General features: G+C 59.6%; 23 protein-coding genes. All 23 read right to left on the bottom strand.

The features are described from left to right. Position 1 precedes the first annotated feature (1 nt). Positions 2-1,351 carry a preprotein translocase subunit SecY gene (gene secY / locus G3O00_RS11835; protein WP_006482915.1) on the bottom strand — a complete coding sequence of 450 codons (1,350 nt, stop codon included), beginning with the start codon at positions 1,349-1,351 and terminating at the stop codon, positions 2-4. A 42-nt stretch (positions 1,352-1,393) separates the two neighbouring features. Beyond that, positions 1,394-1,828, bottom strand: coding sequence for a 50S ribosomal protein L15 (gene rplO / locus G3O00_RS11830; RefSeq protein WP_006477180.1), 435 nt, complete (start codon positions 1,826-1,828; stop codon positions 1,394-1,396). Between the two features lie 26 nt (positions 1,829-1,854). Continuing rightward, a complete protein-coding gene (gene rpmD / locus G3O00_RS11825) occupies positions 1,855-2,037 on the bottom strand; it encodes a 50S ribosomal protein L30 (protein WP_006400644.1) in 183 nt (60 codons plus the stop codon). Positions 2,038-2,052: 15 nt separating this feature from the next. After that, a complete protein-coding gene (gene rpsE, locus G3O00_RS11820; protein WP_006482895.1) occupies positions 2,053-2,571 on the bottom strand; it encodes a 30S ribosomal protein S5 in 519 nt (172 codons plus the stop codon). A 14-nt stretch (positions 2,572-2,585) separates the two neighbouring features. Then, positions 2,586-2,951, bottom strand: a complete 366-nt coding sequence (rplR, locus tag G3O00_RS11815) for a 50S ribosomal protein L18 (protein ID WP_006477183.1) — start codon at positions 2,949-2,951, stop codon at positions 2,586-2,588. Positions 2,952-2,963: 12 nt separating this feature from the next. Continuing rightward, entirely contained in the window at positions 2,964-3,494 is a 531-nt protein-coding gene (rplF, locus tag G3O00_RS11810; protein WP_006758786.1) for a 50S ribosomal protein L6, read from the bottom strand. An 18-nt stretch (positions 3,495-3,512) separates the two neighbouring features. Further along, entirely contained in the window at positions 3,513-3,908 is a 396-nt protein-coding gene (gene rpsH, locus G3O00_RS11805) for a 30S ribosomal protein S8 (RefSeq protein WP_011350677.1), read from the bottom strand. A gap of 14 nt (positions 3,909-3,922) precedes the next feature. Then, the gene (gene rpsN, locus G3O00_RS11800) at positions 3,923-4,228 is read right to left on the bottom strand and encodes a 30S ribosomal protein S14 (RefSeq protein ID WP_011350676.1); all 306 of its coding nucleotides are present in this window, start codon (positions 4,226-4,228) and stop codon (positions 3,923-3,925) included. A 7-nt stretch (positions 4,229-4,235) separates the two neighbouring features. Next, on the bottom strand, positions 4,236-4,775 hold the full coding sequence (gene rplE / locus G3O00_RS11795) for a 50S ribosomal protein L5 (protein ID WP_006477186.1): 540 nt from the start codon (positions 4,773-4,775) through the stop codon (positions 4,236-4,238). A 16-nt stretch (positions 4,776-4,791) separates the two neighbouring features. Next, positions 4,792-5,100: a 50S ribosomal protein L24 gene (gene rplX / locus G3O00_RS11790; protein ID WP_006477187.1), complete on the bottom strand. Its 309-nt coding sequence runs from the start codon at positions 5,098-5,100 to the stop codon at positions 4,792-4,794. Between the two features lie 9 nt (positions 5,101-5,109). Then, on the bottom strand, positions 5,110-5,478 hold the full coding sequence (gene rplN, locus G3O00_RS11785) for a 50S ribosomal protein L14 (RefSeq protein WP_006482918.1): 369 nt from the start codon (positions 5,476-5,478) through the stop codon (positions 5,110-5,112). Between the two features lie 309 nt (positions 5,479-5,787). Further along, positions 5,788-6,060, bottom strand: a complete 273-nt coding sequence (rpsQ, locus tag G3O00_RS11780; RefSeq protein ID WP_006477189.1) for a 30S ribosomal protein S17 — start codon at positions 6,058-6,060, stop codon at positions 5,788-5,790. After that, the gene (gene rpmC / locus G3O00_RS11775; protein WP_006400652.1) at positions 6,057-6,251 is read right to left on the bottom strand and encodes a 50S ribosomal protein L29; all 195 of its coding nucleotides are present in this window, start codon (positions 6,249-6,251) and stop codon (positions 6,057-6,059) included. Before rpmC ends, rpsQ begins: the two co-directional genes overlap by 4 nt. A 9-nt stretch (positions 6,252-6,260) precedes the next feature. After that, entirely contained in the window at positions 6,261-6,677 is a 417-nt protein-coding gene (gene rplP / locus G3O00_RS11770; RefSeq protein ID WP_006482873.1) for a 50S ribosomal protein L16, read from the bottom strand. Between the two features lie 2 nt (positions 6,678-6,679). Continuing rightward, positions 6,680-7,480: a 30S ribosomal protein S3 gene (gene rpsC, locus G3O00_RS11765; protein WP_006482899.1), complete on the bottom strand. Its 801-nt coding sequence runs from the start codon at positions 7,478-7,480 to the stop codon at positions 6,680-6,682. Positions 7,481-7,491: 11 nt separating this feature from the next. Next, on the bottom strand, positions 7,492-7,821 hold the full coding sequence (gene rplV / locus G3O00_RS11760; protein WP_004199272.1) for a 50S ribosomal protein L22: 330 nt from the start codon (positions 7,819-7,821) through the stop codon (positions 7,492-7,494). A 12-nt stretch (positions 7,822-7,833) separates the two neighbouring features. Further along, the gene (gene rpsS, locus G3O00_RS11755) at positions 7,834-8,109 is read right to left on the bottom strand and encodes a 30S ribosomal protein S19 (protein ID WP_004199273.1); all 276 of its coding nucleotides are present in this window, start codon (positions 8,107-8,109) and stop codon (positions 7,834-7,836) included. Between the two features lie 10 nt (positions 8,110-8,119). Then, positions 8,120-8,947: a 50S ribosomal protein L2 gene (gene rplB, locus G3O00_RS11750; RefSeq protein WP_006482900.1), complete on the bottom strand. Its 828-nt coding sequence runs from the start codon at positions 8,945-8,947 to the stop codon at positions 8,120-8,122. A gap of 2 nt (positions 8,948-8,949) precedes the next feature. Continuing rightward, positions 8,950-9,264 carry a 50S ribosomal protein L23 gene (rplW, locus tag G3O00_RS11745; RefSeq protein ID WP_004199275.1) on the bottom strand — a complete coding sequence of 105 codons (315 nt, stop codon included), beginning with the start codon at positions 9,262-9,264 and terminating at the stop codon, positions 8,950-8,952. Further along, the gene (gene rplD / locus G3O00_RS11740) at positions 9,261-9,881 is read right to left on the bottom strand and encodes a 50S ribosomal protein L4 (RefSeq protein WP_011350675.1); all 621 of its coding nucleotides are present in this window, start codon (positions 9,879-9,881) and stop codon (positions 9,261-9,263) included. Before rplD ends, rplW begins: the two co-directional genes overlap by 4 nt. Next, positions 9,881-10,531 carry a 50S ribosomal protein L3 gene (gene rplC / locus G3O00_RS11735; protein WP_006482922.1) on the bottom strand — a complete coding sequence of 217 codons (651 nt, stop codon included), beginning with the start codon at positions 10,529-10,531 and terminating at the stop codon, positions 9,881-9,883. The genes rplD and rplC overlap by 1 nt, the downstream gene beginning before the upstream one ends. Before the next feature lie 177 nt (positions 10,532-10,708). Further along, positions 10,709-11,020 (bottom strand): 30S ribosomal protein S10, encoded by a 312-nt coding sequence (gene rpsJ / locus G3O00_RS11730; protein WP_004199280.1) that lies wholly within the window; start codon positions 11,018-11,020, stop codon positions 10,709-10,711. A gap of 287 nt (positions 11,021-11,307) precedes the next feature. Continuing rightward, positions 11,308-12,498: an elongation factor Tu gene (gene tuf / locus G3O00_RS11725; RefSeq protein ID WP_011350666.1), complete on the bottom strand. Its 1,191-nt coding sequence runs from the start codon at positions 12,496-12,498 to the stop codon at positions 11,308-11,310. Positions 12,499-12,519 lie beyond the last annotated feature (21 nt).

The raw sequence follows: 12,519 nt of genomic DNA, 5'->3' as shown, positions 1-12,519 counted from the left end.
CTTAACGCATCGGGATGTTGCCGCCCTTGAAGTTCGCCTTCTTGAGCAGTGACTCATACTGTTGCGACATAACGTACGACTGCACCTGCGCCATAAAGTCCATCGTGACGACGACAATGATCAGCAGCGACGTTCCACCAAAATAAAACGGCACGTTCCAGCGCAGCACCAGAAACTCCGGCAGCAGACACACGAAGACGATGTAGATCGCACCGGCCAGCGTCAGACGCGTGAGGATGCGGTCGATATATCGTGCGGTCTGATCGCCCGGACGGATGCCCGGAACAAACGCGCCGCTCTTCTTCAGGTTGTCCGCGGTCTCCCTGCTGTTGAACACCAGTGCGGTGTAGAAGAAGCAGAAAAACACGATCGCCAGCGTGTACAGCAGCACATAGACCGGCTGGCCCGGCTTCAGCGCTTCCGCAACGTTATGCAACGTATTGGAAATCCAGCTTCCCGTCGGCTGACCGGTGCTGAACCAGCCGAGAATCGTTGCCGGGAACAGAATGATCGACGATGCGAAGATCGGCGGAATCACACCCGACATGTTCAGCTTCAGCGGCAGATGCGACGACTGCCCACCGTAGATCTTGTTGCCGACCTGGCGCTTCGCGTAGTTCACGAGGATCTTGCGCTGACCGCGTTCGATGAACACGACCAGGTAAGTCACCGCGGCAATCAGAACGACGATGATGATCGCCGAAATGATGCTCATCGAACCCGTACGCACCAGCTCGAACAACCCACCGACGGCATTCGGGAACCCTGCTGCGATCCCGCCGAAGATGATGATCGAGATACCGTTGCCCAGACCACGCTCGGTAATTTGCTCGCCGAGCCACATCAGGAACATCGTGCCCGTAACCAGCGTCACGACCGTCGTCAGACGGAACAGCATGCCGGGGTCAGTGACGAGGCCCGGCTGGTTTTCCAGCGCAGCCGCGATACCGAACGCCTGGAAGGTCGCGAGCACCACGGTGAAATACCGCGTGTACTGCGTGATCTTCCGTTGCCCTGCCTGCCCTTCCTTCTTCAGCGCCTCGAGCTGCGGCGAGACGATCGCCAGCAACTGCATGATGATCGACGCCGAGATGTACGGCATGATCCCCAGCGCAAAGATCGTGAAGCGGGAAAGCGCGCCACCCGAGAACATGTTGAACATGCCCAGGATGCCGCCCGCCTGGCTCTGGAACAGCTTTGCCAGTTGATCCGGATCGATGCCCGGCACGGGAATGTGCGCGCCGATGCGATAGACGATCAGCGCCAGGAGCAAGAACATTGCTCGCCGGCGCAGATCGCCGAATTTCGCCGTGCTTCGACCGGGTTTTGCAAGACTCGGGCTGTTAGCCAAGTACCTTCTCCGATGAATGCAAGTGACGACGCGCTACGCGTGTCACTCGGCGAACGAACCGCCAGCCGCTTCGATCGCAGCGCGCGCACCCTTGGTGGCACCGAGACCCTTCACGACGATCTTGCGCTTCAGTTCGCCCGTCGCGATGATCTTTGCGCTCTTCGTCAGCTCGCCGACCAGGCCGGCTTGCTTCAGTGCGAGCAGATCGATCTCATCGACCGGCAGCTTCTCGAGGTCGCTCAGGCGCACTTCACCGACGAATTCCTTCGTCAGCGACGTGAAGCCGCGCTTCGGCAGACGACGTTGCAGCGGCATCTGACCGCCTTCGAAACCGACTTTGTGGAAGCCGCCCGAACGCGATTTCTGACCCTTGTGACCACGGCCAGCCGTCTTGCCGAGGCCCGAACCGATGCCACGGCCGACGCGACGCTTGGCGTGCTTTGCGCCAGCTGCCGGCTTCAGGTTATTCAATTCCATATCAACTCCTTGATCCGTAGGGCCGCTTACGCGATGACCTTAACGAGGTACGAGACCTTGTTGATCATGCCGCGGACCGCCGGCGTGTCCTGAAGCTCGCTGACCGAGTTGAGTCGGCGCAGGCCCAGGCCACGCACGGTCGCGCGGTGCGATTCGCGGGTCCCGATCAGGCTCTTAACGAGCTGAACCTTGACAGTTTTTTCAGACATGGTGACCACCCGGGCTTAGCCCAAAATTTCTTCGACGGACTTGCCGCGCTTCGCCGCGATGTCTGCCGGGGTGGACTGCTTGCGCAGGCCGTCCAGCGTGGCGCGAACGAGGTTGTACGGGTTCGTCGAACCGTGGCTCTTTGCCACGACGTTCTGAACGCCCATCACGTCGAACACTGCGCGCATCGGGCCGCCGGCGATCACGCCCGTACCTGCCTTCGCCGGAGCGAGGAGGACAGCGGATGCGCCATGCTTGCCGTGCACTTCGTGTTGCAGCGTGCCGTTCTTGAGCGGCACCTTGAACATGTTGCGACGAGCTTGTTCCATTGCCTTCTGGACAGCGACCGGCACTTCCTTCGCCTTGCCCTTGCCCATACCGATGCGGCCATCACCATCGCCAACCACGGTCAGTGCGGCGAAGCCGAGAATACGGCCACCCTTCACGACCTTGGTCACGCGATTGACCGAAATCATCTTTTCACGAAGGCCGTCGTCGCGCTCGTCAGCCTGAACTTTCGCTTGCATCTTTGCCATGACGAATTCCTTCCTTAGAACTTGAGCCCAGCTTCGCGAGCTGCCTCAGCCAGCGCCTTGACGCGGCCATGGTAGCGGAAGCCCGAGCGGTCGAAGGCGACGGATTCGATGCCGGCGGCCTTTGCCTTCTCGGCAATACGCTTGCCGATCAGCGTCGCAGCATTAACGTTGCCGCCCTTGCCCGACTTGTCGGCGAGCTCGGCGCGCACTTCAGCTTCGAGCGTCGACGCGCTGGCGAGCACCTTGGTGCCGCAGGGCGAGAACACTTGAGCGTAGATGTGCGTGTTCGTGCGATGCACGGCGAGACGCGCGACCTGCAGCTCAGCGATCTTGATACGCGTCTGGCGAGCGCGGCGCAGGCGAGATTGAGTCTTATCCATGATTGCGCACCCTTACTTCTTCTTCGTTTCTTTAAGGATCACAACCTCGTCGGAGTAGCGCACGCCCTTGCCCTTGTAGGGCTCCGGCGGACGGTAACCGCGGACTTCCGCAGCCACTTGACCGACTTGTTGCTTGTTGATCCCCTTGATCACGATTTCGGTTTGCGTCGGGGTTTCTGCCTTGACGCCTTCCGGCATCTGGTGCACCACCGGGTGCGAGAAACCCAGCGACAGGTTCAGCTTGTCGCCTTGCGCTTGCGCACGATAACCGACGCCAACCAGCGTCAGCTTGCGCTCGAAACCCTTGGTCACGCCGTGCACGGCATTCGCGATAATCGCGCGCATCGTGCCCGACAGTGCATTTGCTTCGCGGCTTTCGTCCACCGGCGACAGGTTCAGCGTGCCGTCGTTGTTCGCCACGTTCACGAGCGGATTGATCGCTTGCGTGATGGTGCCCAGCGGGCCCTTGACGGTGATCGCACCGTCGGCCAGCTTGACTTCCGCGCCTTGCAGCGCGATCGGGCTCTTACCTACTCGAGACATGTTTCTCTCTCCTCGGCTTTAAGCGACGTAGCAGATGACTTCGCCGCCGACGCCGGTAGCGCGCGCCTTGCGGTCGGTCATCACGCCCTTGGGCGTCGACACGATTGCCACACCGAGGCCATTCATGACCTGCGGGATGTCGTTACGGCCACGGTACACGCGCAGGCCAGGCTTCGAAACGCGTTCGATGCGTTCGATGACCGGACGGCCAGCGTAGTACTTCAGCGCGATATTCAGTTCGGACTTCGCACCTTCCGCCTTCACGGCGAAATCGTCGATATAGCCTTCGTCTTTCAGGACTTGCGCGATTGCAACCTTGACTTTCGACGAGGGCATCGACACCGATACCTTCTCGACCATCTGCCCGTTGCGGATGCGAGTCAGCATATCGGCGATAGGATCACTCATGCTCATTTACGTTTCTCCTATTACCAGCTCGCCTTGGTCAGGCCAGGAATCTCGCCACGGAATGCGATTTCACGAATCTTGTTACGCGCGAGGCCGAATTTACGGAACGTGCCACGCGGACGGCCCGTGATCGCGCAGCGGTTACGCTGGCGGGTCGGGTTTGCGTTGCGGGGCAGTTGCTGCAGCTCCAGGCGTGCTTCGTAGCGCTCTTCTTCCGACTTGCTTTGGTCTTCGACGATCGCCTTCAGCGCATCGCGCTTTGCTGCGAACTTCGCGACCAGGCGGGCGCGCTTCTTTTCACGTTCGATCAGTGCCAGTTTAGCCACGGTAACCTCAGTTTCTGAACGGGAACTTGAAGCTGGCGAGCAGTGCCTTTGCTTCGTCGTCGGTCTTCGCAGTCGTCGTGATGCTGATGTTCAGCCCACGCAGTGCGTCGATCTTGTCGTAGTCGATTTCGGGGAAAATGATCTGCTCTTTCACACCGATGTTGTAGTTGCCACGGCCATCGAAAGCACGACCCGACACGCCGCGGAAGTCACGCACGCGGGGCAGGGCAACCGTCACGAAACGGTCGAGGAATTCGTACATTGCTTGGCCACGCAGCGTCACCATCGCGCCGATCGGGTAACCCTGGCGGATCTTGAAGCCTGCGATTGCCTTGCGTGCCTTCGTCACGACCGGCTTCTGACCAGCGATCTTCGTGAGGTCGCCAACGGCGTTCTCGATGATCTTCTTGTCAGCGATCGCTTCGCCAAGACCCATGTTCAGCGTGATCTTGGTGATGCGCGGCACTTCCATGACCGACTTGTAACCGAACTTCTCGATCAGGCCGGGCACTACCTTTTCTTTGTAAAACTCTTGAAAACGAGCCATTTTTTACTCCGCTGCGTCAGGCGCTCAGTACAGCACCGGTCGTCTTCAGGAAGCGAACCTTCTTGCCTTCCTCGACCTTGATGCCAACACGCGACGCCTTGCCATTCGCGTCGACCAGTGCGACGTTCGAAATATGCAGGGGCATCGTCTTCGCTTCCACGCCGCCCGTCGTACCCTTCATCGGGTTCGGCTTCACATGCTTCTTGACGAGGTTGATACCTTCAACCGTCACATGCTCTGCACCGACAGCCAGCACGACGCCGCGCTTGCCCTTGTCCTTGCCAGTGACGACGATGACTTCGTCACCTTTGCGAATCTTGTTCATCGCGACTCCTTACAGCACTTCCGGCGCCAGCGAAACGATCTTCATGAATCGTTCGCTACGCAGCTCACGCGTGACCGGCCCGAAGATACGGGTGCCGATCGGCTCGAGCTTGTTATTCAAAAGCACAGCGGCGTTGCCGTCGAACTTGATCAGCGAGCCGTCTTGACGGCGCACGCCCTTGGCGGTGCGGACCACCACGGCGTTGTAAATTTCGCCTTTCTTCACGCGCCCGCGCGGCGTTGCCTCTTTGACGCTCACCTTGATGATGTCGCCAATGCCGGCGTAACGACGCTTCGAGCCGCCGAGCACCTTGATGCACAGGACTTCACGTGCACCCGTGTTGTCGGCTACTTCGAGCCGAGATTCGGTCTGGATCATGGTTTGTCTTTCCCAACTTAATCCGGATGCACCACCATGATGCATTCGGTCAGTCTTGGTCCCGTCAGCCAATCGGCTGCTTGGGTTGGAACAGCAGCGACGGCAAACGAAACCCGCCATCGCAATTCGGTGAATCTTTCGGACAGGCAGGCGCCAGTCCGCTTCCCCCACCAACTTCGCCCGCGACGGGGCTCCCATAAAGAGGGAAGACCAGGATTATAACAAATAATCCTGGTCACGCAAGCAAATACTTTGCGATTTCAAGCACTTCGCGGAGAAGTGCCTGTTACTGCCTACTGCACAGCCCGCTTAGATGACGCGAGCTGCTTCGACGAGGCGCGACACCGTCCAGGCCTTCGTCTTCGAAACAGGACGAGTTTCCTGGATTTCGACGAGATCGCCTTCGTTGTAGGTGTTCGCTTCATCGTGCGCGTGGTACTTCTTCGAGCGCACGACATACTTGCCGTAGATCGGATGCTTGACGCGGTGCTCGATCAGCACGGTGACGGTCTTGTCCATCTTGTTGCTGACGACCCGACCGACCAGCGTCCGCTTCAGCGAGGTTTTCACGCTATCGTTCATTTCTGGTTCGCCTTCTGAGTCATGACGGTCCGCACACGTGCGATGTCGCGACGAACCTTCTTCAGCTGGCTCGTGTTCGTGAGCTGCTGGGTCGCGAGTTGCATGCGCAGGCCGAATTGCGCCTTCAGCAGGTCCGCCAGCTCCTTGTTGAGCGCGGCCTGGTCTTTCTGGAGAAGTTCGGAAGCCTTCATATTTTCTCCTTAGGCGCCGAGCTGGCGCACGATGAACGCCGTCTTCAGCGGCAGCTTGGCTGCAGCCAGACGGAACGCTTCGCGTGCCAGTTCTTCGGTTACGCCGTCCATTTCATAGAGCATCTTGCCCGGCTGAATCTCGGCGACGTAGTACTCAGGGTTACCCTTACCGTTACCCATACGCACTTCGGCCGGCTTCTGCGAAATCGGCTTGTCCGGGAAGATCCGGATCCAGATGCGGCCGCCACGCTTGATGTGACGCGTCATTGCACGACGCGCCGCTTCAATCTGGCGTGCGGTCAAACGACCGCGACCGATAGCCTTCAGGCCGAATTCACCGAACGACACTGCGTTGCCGCGCGTCGCCTTGCCGGTGTTACGACCTTTCTGCTCTTTACGATACTTCCTGCGTTTCGGTTGCAGCATCGTTATTCTCCAGTCTTGCCGTCTTCGGGCTTGCCGGCGCCACGGCGCGGTGCGCCACGACGAGCACCCGGAGCGCCGCCTTCGCCATCACGGCGCGGACGACGGTCGCCCGGACGCGCATTGCGACGCGGACGCTTGTCTTCGGCTACTTCTTCCACCACCGGTGCGTCGTTGCGGCCGAGCGTATCGCCCTTGTAAACCCACACCTTGACGCCGATGATCCCGTAGGTCGTCTTCGCTTCCGAGGTCGCGTAGTCGATATCAGCACGCAGCGTGTGAAGGGGCACGCGACCTTCGCGATACCACTCCGTACGAGCGATTTCGATACCGTTCAGACGGCCCGCGCTCATGATCTTGATGCCCTGGGCACCCAGACGCATCGCGTTCTGCATCGCACGCTTCATCGCGCGACGGAACATGATCCGGCGCTCGAGCTGTTGCGTGATCGAGTCAGCGATCAGCTGAGCATCGGTTTCCGGCTTGCGGATTTCTTCGATGTTGACGTGGACCGGAACGCCCATGCGGCGTTGCAGTTCCGTCTTCAGCTGCTCGATATCCTCGCCCTTCTTGCCGATGACCACACCCGGACGCGAGCTGTAAATCGTGATGCGCGCGTTCTTCGCCGGACGCTCGATGACGACCCGACCGACCGAAGCGTTCTTCAGCTTCTTCTTCAGGTATTCACGAACACCGATGTCTTCCTGCAGCATCGCCGCGAAATTGTTGTTGTTCGCGTACCAACGCGAAGCCCAATTGCGGCTGACAGCCAGGCGGAAGCCAGTCGGATGAATTTTCTGTCCCATCGTATGGCTCCTTAATTCCCGACCGTCACAGTGATGTGACAGGATTGCTTCTCGATGCGGTTACCGCGACCCTTGGCGCGCGCGGTGAAACGCTTGAGCGATGCAGCCTTGTCGACGTAGATGCTCTTGATCTTGAGCTCGTCGATATCGGCGCCTTCGTTGTGCTCCGCATTCGCGATTGCCGACAGCACAACCTTCTTCACGATGCCAGCCGCTTTCTTCGGCGAGAACGTCAGAACGTTCAGCGCCTTGTCGACCGGCAAACCGCGGATCTGGTCAGCCACAAGGCGCGTTTTTTGCGCCGAGATGCGGGCACCGCGATGAATTGCTTTCACTTCCATCTTGATTGCCCCTTATTTCTTGGCCTTCTTGTCGGCTGCGTGACCCTTGAACGTACGGGTCAGTGCGAACTCGCCAAGCTTGTGGCCGACCATGTTTTCCGAGATGTACACCGGAACGTGTTGACGGCCGTTGTGAACAGCGATCGTCAGGCCGATGAAATCCGGCAGAATCGTCGAGCGACGCGACCAGGTCTTGATCGGCTTTTTGTCGCGCGAAGCTGCAGCCGCCTCAACTTTCTTCAGCAAATGGGCGTCGCAGAACGGACCTTTTTTAACAGAACGTGCCATTGCCTACTCCTTAACGCTTGTGACGGCGCTGGACGATCATCGTCGTCGTGCGCTTGTTGCTACGGGTGCGATAACCCTTAGCCGGCGTACCCCACGGGCTAACCGGATCGCGACCTGCAGCCGTCTTGCCCTCACCACCACCGTGCGGGTGATCAACCGGGTTCATCGCAACGCCACGCACCGTCGGGCGGATACCGCGCCAGCGGTTCGCGCCAGCCTTGCCGATCTGGCGCAGGCTATGCTCTTCGTTACCGACTTCACCGATCGTTGCACGGCACTCGATGTGCACGCGGCGGATTTCGCCCGAACGCAGACGAACCTGCGCGTAGACGCCTTCACGTGCCAGCAGCATTGCCGACGTACCAGCCGAACGCGCCATTTGCGCGCCCTTGCCCGGCAGCATCTCGATGCAGTGGATCGTCGTACCGACCGGAATGTTGCGGATCGGCAGCGTGTTGCCTGCACGGATCGGCGCTTCCGAACCCGACATCAGCTGTTGGCCGACGGTCAGGCCCTTCGGGGCGATGATGTAGCGACGTTCGCCGTCTGCGTAGAGCACCAGCGCGATGTTCGCGCTACGGTTCGGGTCGTACTCGAGACGCTCGACCTTTGCCGGAATGCCATCCTTCGTGCGACGGAAATCGACGATACGGTAGTGCTGCTTGTGACCACCACCCTTGTGACGCGTGGTGATACGACCGTTGTTGTTACGGCCGGCGGTCGAGCTCTGCGAGTCGAGCAGTGCCGCGAACGGCTTGCCCTGGTGCAGGTTCTTGTTGACCACCTTGACCATCGCGCGGCGACCCGGCGATGTCGGCTTAACTTTAACGATTGCCATGATTACTTGGCCTCCGCTTCAAAGTTGATTTCCTGGCCGGGCTTCAGGCAAACGTACGCCTTCTTCACGTCCTTGCGGCGGCCCATCGAACGGCCAAAGCGCTTTTGCTTGCCCTTCTGAACCAGCACGTTGACGGAATCAACTTCAACCTTGAACAGCAGCTCGACAGCCGCCTTCACTTCCTGCTTCGTGGCATCCGGTGCGACTTCGAACACGACTTGCTCGTTCTTGTCGGCAACCAGCGTCGCCTTTTCCGAGATCACCGGTGCGAGCAGGACCTGCATCAAACGATGATCGTTCTTGCGAATCTCGCTCATGACAGCAACTCCTCGATCTGGGCGACCGCAGCCTTCGTGACCAGCACTTTCTTGAAGTAGATCAGCGAGAGCGGGTCAGCGTAGCGCGGCTCGACAATTGCCACGTGCGGCAGGTTGCGCGATGCCAGGTACAGGTTTTCGTCAACCGTATCCGTAATGATCAGAACGGAGTCGAGACCCATGGTCTTGAATTTTTCGGCCAGCAGCTTGGTCTTCGGCGCTTCGAGGATGATGTCCTCGACGACCGACAGACGGCCTTCACGGGCCAGCTGCGAGAAGATCGAGCAGAGACCTGCGCGATGCATCTTCTTGTTGACCTTGTGCGAGAAGTTTTCTTCCGGCGAATTCGGGAAGATACGACCACCGCCACGCCACAACGGGCTCGACGACATACCGGCACGAGCGCGGCCCGTACCCTTCTGGCGCCACGGCTTCTTCGTCGTGTGCTTGACTTGCTCACGGTCCTTCTGTGCGCGGTTACCCTGGCGAGCATTCGCCTGGTAAGCGACGACGACCTGGTGGATCAGCGCTTCGTTGTAGTCACGACCGAACACGACGTCCGATGCGTTGACCACTGCACCTTCCTGACCATTTTCGTTCAGGAGCTTGAGTTCCATTATTTCGCCCCCTTGGTCTTGACGGCCGGCGTCACGAAGACCTTGCCGCCCTTCGCGCCCGGAATCGCACCCTTCACGAGCAGCAGCTTGCGCTCTGCGTCGATACGCGCGATTTCGAGGTTCTGCACCGTCACCGTCACGTCACCCATGTGACCCGTCATGCGTTTACCCGGGAAAACACGACCCGGATCCTGCGCCATACCGATCGAGCCCGGCACGTTGTGCGAGCGCGAGTTACCGTGCGTGGCACGGCCGGAGGAGAAGTTGTAACGCTTGATCGTACCGGCGTAGCCCTTACCGATCGACACGCCTTGCACGTCGACCTTCTGGCCCACTTCGAAAAGATCAGCACCGACCACGGCGCCATTCGACAGCTCAGCTGCCTTGGCCGCGTCAATGCGGAATTCCTTGAGGATTTCACCGGCTTCGACACCGGCTTTGGCGAGATGACCTGCCAGCGGCTTCGTCACGCGCGAGGCACGACGGGAGCCGAATGCAACCTGCACGGCCGTGTAGCCGTCGGTTTCAACAGTCTTGATCTGCGTCACGCGGTTGTCCGACACGTCCAGCACGGTGACGGGAATCGAATCCCCTTCCGCCGTGAAGATACGGGTCATGCCAACCTTGCGACCTACGAGTCCAAGGCTCATCATTTTCTCCATTCCCGACTGCGATTGGTCGGGGCTGATTTACAAAATGCCGGGCACGCAAGGCCCAACTTTTTTACGCGAATACGCGAAAAGCCAAGCATTATAGCCCGACCTCGCGTTTTCCGCAAGCAATCAAAGACTTAGCGCCGCCCGACAAGCCGATCGGCGCTGGAAGCCTTACTGCAGCTTGATTTCCACGTCGACGCCAGCCGGCAGGTCGAGCTTCATCAGCGCGTCAACCGTCTTGTCGGTCGGATCGACGATGTCCATCAGGCGCTGGTGGGTACGGATTTCGAGCTGATCACGCGACGTCTTGTTGACGTGCGGCGAACGCAGGATGTCAAAACGCTGAATGCGCGTCGGCAGCGGCACCGGGCCACGGACGATTGCGCCAGTCCGCTTCGCGGTATCGACGATTTCGGCAGCCGATTGATCGATCAGACGATAGTCGAATGCCTTCAGGCGAATGCGGATTTTCTGTTGCTGCATGACGATTCCTTGAAAAGAGCGAGGCGATGTTGCATCGCCGGACACTAAAAGAACGTGAAACTTGACGCCTGCGGGGAGCGAGACATCAGGTTCCTTGCGGTACTTCCACTGCTAAGCCCGCGATTCTACACGAAATTCTGGAGCGATGGTGCGAGTTTCTCACCCCACGCTTCAGCGTGACGGAAAAACAAAACCGGGTGCCAGCGCAAGCTGGACACCCGGTTTCGGCGGTACGGACTGCATACCGCGGAATCGCGGACCCCGTCGGGATCCGCGGATCGTCGATATTACTCGATGATCTTGGCGACGACGCCGGCGCCGACCGTACGGCCGCCTTCGCGGATTGCGAAGCGCAGACCTTCTTCCATCGCGATCGGAGCGATCAGCTTCACCGTGATCGACACGTTGTCGCCCGGCATCACCATTTCCTTGTCCTTCGGCAGCTCGATCGAGCCCGTCACGTCCGTCGTACGGAAGTAGAACTGCGGACGGTAGTTGTTGAAGAACGGCGTGTGACGGCCGCCTTCGTCCTTGCTCAGCACGTACACTTCAGCCGTGAAGTGCGTGTGCGGCGTGATCGAACCCGGCTTCGCCAGAACCTGGCCACGCTCCACGTCTTCACGCTTCGTGCCGCGCAGCAGGATACCAACGTTGTCGCCTGCTTGACCTTGGTCCAGCAGCTTGCGGAACATTTCGACGCCCGTGCAGGTCGTCTTCACCGTCGGCTTGATACCGACGATTTCGATTTCTTCGCCGACCTTCACGATGCCGCGCTCAACGCGACCCGTCACGACCGTACCACGGCCCGAGATCGAGAACACGTCTTCCACCGGCATCAGGAACGCGCCGTCAACTGCACGCTCCGGCGTCGGGATGTACGTGTCCAGCGCGTCGGCCAGGCTCATGATCGCCACTTCGCCCAGCTCGCCCGTGTCGCCTTCCAGCGCCAGCTTGGCCGAACCCTTCACGATCGGCGTGTCGTCGCCCGGGAAGTCGTACTTCGACAGGAGTTCGCGAACTTCCATCTCGACCAGCTCGAGCAGTTCAGCGTCGTCCACCATGTCGCACTTGTTCAGGAACACGATGATGTACGGAACGCCAACCTGACGCGCCAGCAGGATGTGCTCACGCGTCTGCGGCATCGGGCCGTCAGCTGCCGAGCAAACCAGGATCGCGCCGTCCATCTGCGCTGCGCCCGTGATCATGTTCTTCACATAGTCAGCGTGGCCCGGGCAGTCGACGTGTGCGTAGTGGCGGTTAGCCGTTTCGTACTCGACGTGTGCCGTGTTGATCGTAATGCCGCGCGCCTTTTCTTCCGGTGCCGCGTCGATCTGGTCGTATGCCTTCGCTTCGCCGCCGAACTTCTTCGTCAGAACCGTCGTGATCGCTGCCGTCAGCGTCGTCTTGCCGTGGTCAACGTGACCAATCGTACCAACGTTCACGTGCGGCTTGGTCCGCTCGAATTTACCTTTTGCCATGATTCTCTTCTTTCAAAAATA

The sequence above is a fragment of the Burkholderia sp. Ac-20384 genome (genome assembly GCF_017104605.1).
Classification (GTDB): Bacteria; Pseudomonadota; Gammaproteobacteria; order Burkholderiales; family Burkholderiaceae; genus Burkholderia; species Burkholderia lata.
Note: the sequence above shows the minus strand (reverse complement) of the source record. Positions and strands in the feature narration are given on the sequence as shown.

Bases quoted from the DNA above. Each gene is read 5' to 3' on its own strand.
- rplV (WP_004199272.1), bottom strand. From the start codon at position 7,821: ATGGAAGTGAAAGCAATTCATCGCGGTGCCCGCATCTCGGCGCAAAAA.
- rplB (WP_006482900.1), bottom strand. From the start codon at position 8,947: ATGGCAATCGTTAAAGTTAAGCCGACATCGCCGGGTCGCCGCGCGATG.
- rplN (WP_006482918.1), bottom strand. From the start codon at position 5,478: ATGATCCAGACCGAATCTCGGCTCGAAGTAGCCGACAACACGGGTGCA.
- rpsJ (WP_004199280.1), bottom strand. From the start codon at position 11,020: ATGCAGCAACAGAAAATCCGCATTCGCCTGAAGGCATTCGACTATCGT.
- rpsC (WP_006482899.1), bottom strand. From the start codon at position 7,480: ATGGGACAGAAAATTCATCCGACTGGCTTCCGCCTGGCTGTCAGCCGC.
- rplP (WP_006482873.1), bottom strand. From the start codon at position 6,677: ATGCTGCAACCGAAACGCAGGAAGTATCGTAAAGAGCAGAAAGGTCGT.
- rpsE (WP_006482895.1), bottom strand. From the start codon at position 2,571: ATGGCAAAGATGCAAGCGAAAGTTCAGGCTGACGAGCGCGACGACGGC.
- rpmC (WP_006400652.1), bottom strand. From the start codon at position 6,251: ATGAAGGCTTCCGAACTTCTCCAGAAAGACCAGGCCGCGCTCAACAAG.
- rplO (WP_006477180.1), bottom strand. From the start codon at position 1,828: ATGGAATTGAATAACCTGAAGCCGGCAGCTGGCGCAAAGCACGCCAAG.
- rplF (WP_006758786.1), bottom strand. From the start codon at position 3,494: ATGTCTCGAGTAGGTAAGAGCCCGATCGCGCTGCAAGGCGCGGAAGTC.
- rpmD (WP_006400644.1), bottom strand. From the start codon at position 2,037: ATGTCTGAAAAAACTGTCAAGGTTCAGCTCGTTAAGAGCCTGATCGGG.
- rplR (WP_006477183.1), bottom strand. From the start codon at position 2,951: ATGGATAAGACTCAATCTCGCCTGCGCCGCGCTCGCCAGACGCGTATC.
- rpsH (WP_011350677.1), bottom strand. From the start codon at position 3,908: ATGAGCATGAGTGATCCTATCGCCGATATGCTGACTCGCATCCGCAAC.
- rplE (WP_006477186.1), bottom strand. From the start codon at position 4,775: ATGGCTCGTTTTCAAGAGTTTTACAAAGAAAAGGTAGTGCCCGGCCTG.
- rplX (WP_006477187.1), bottom strand. From the start codon at position 5,100: ATGAACAAGATTCGCAAAGGTGACGAAGTCATCGTCGTCACTGGCAAG.
- rplD (WP_011350675.1), bottom strand. From the start codon at position 9,881: ATGGAACTCAAGCTCCTGAACGAAAATGGTCAGGAAGGTGCAGTGGTC.
- tuf (WP_011350666.1), bottom strand. From the start codon at position 12,498: ATGGCAAAAGGTAAATTCGAGCGGACCAAGCCGCACGTGAACGTTGGT.
- rplC (WP_006482922.1), bottom strand. From the start codon at position 10,531: ATGAGCCTTGGACTCGTAGGTCGCAAGGTTGGCATGACCCGTATCTTC.
- rpsQ (WP_006477189.1), bottom strand. From the start codon at position 6,060: ATGAACGATAGCGTGAAAACCTCGCTGAAGCGGACGCTGGTCGGTCGG.
- rpsS (WP_004199273.1), bottom strand. From the start codon at position 8,109: ATGGCACGTTCTGTTAAAAAAGGTCCGTTCTGCGACGCCCATTTGCTG.
- rplW (WP_004199275.1), bottom strand. From the start codon at position 9,264: ATGAGCGAGATTCGCAAGAACGATCATCGTTTGATGCAGGTCCTGCTC.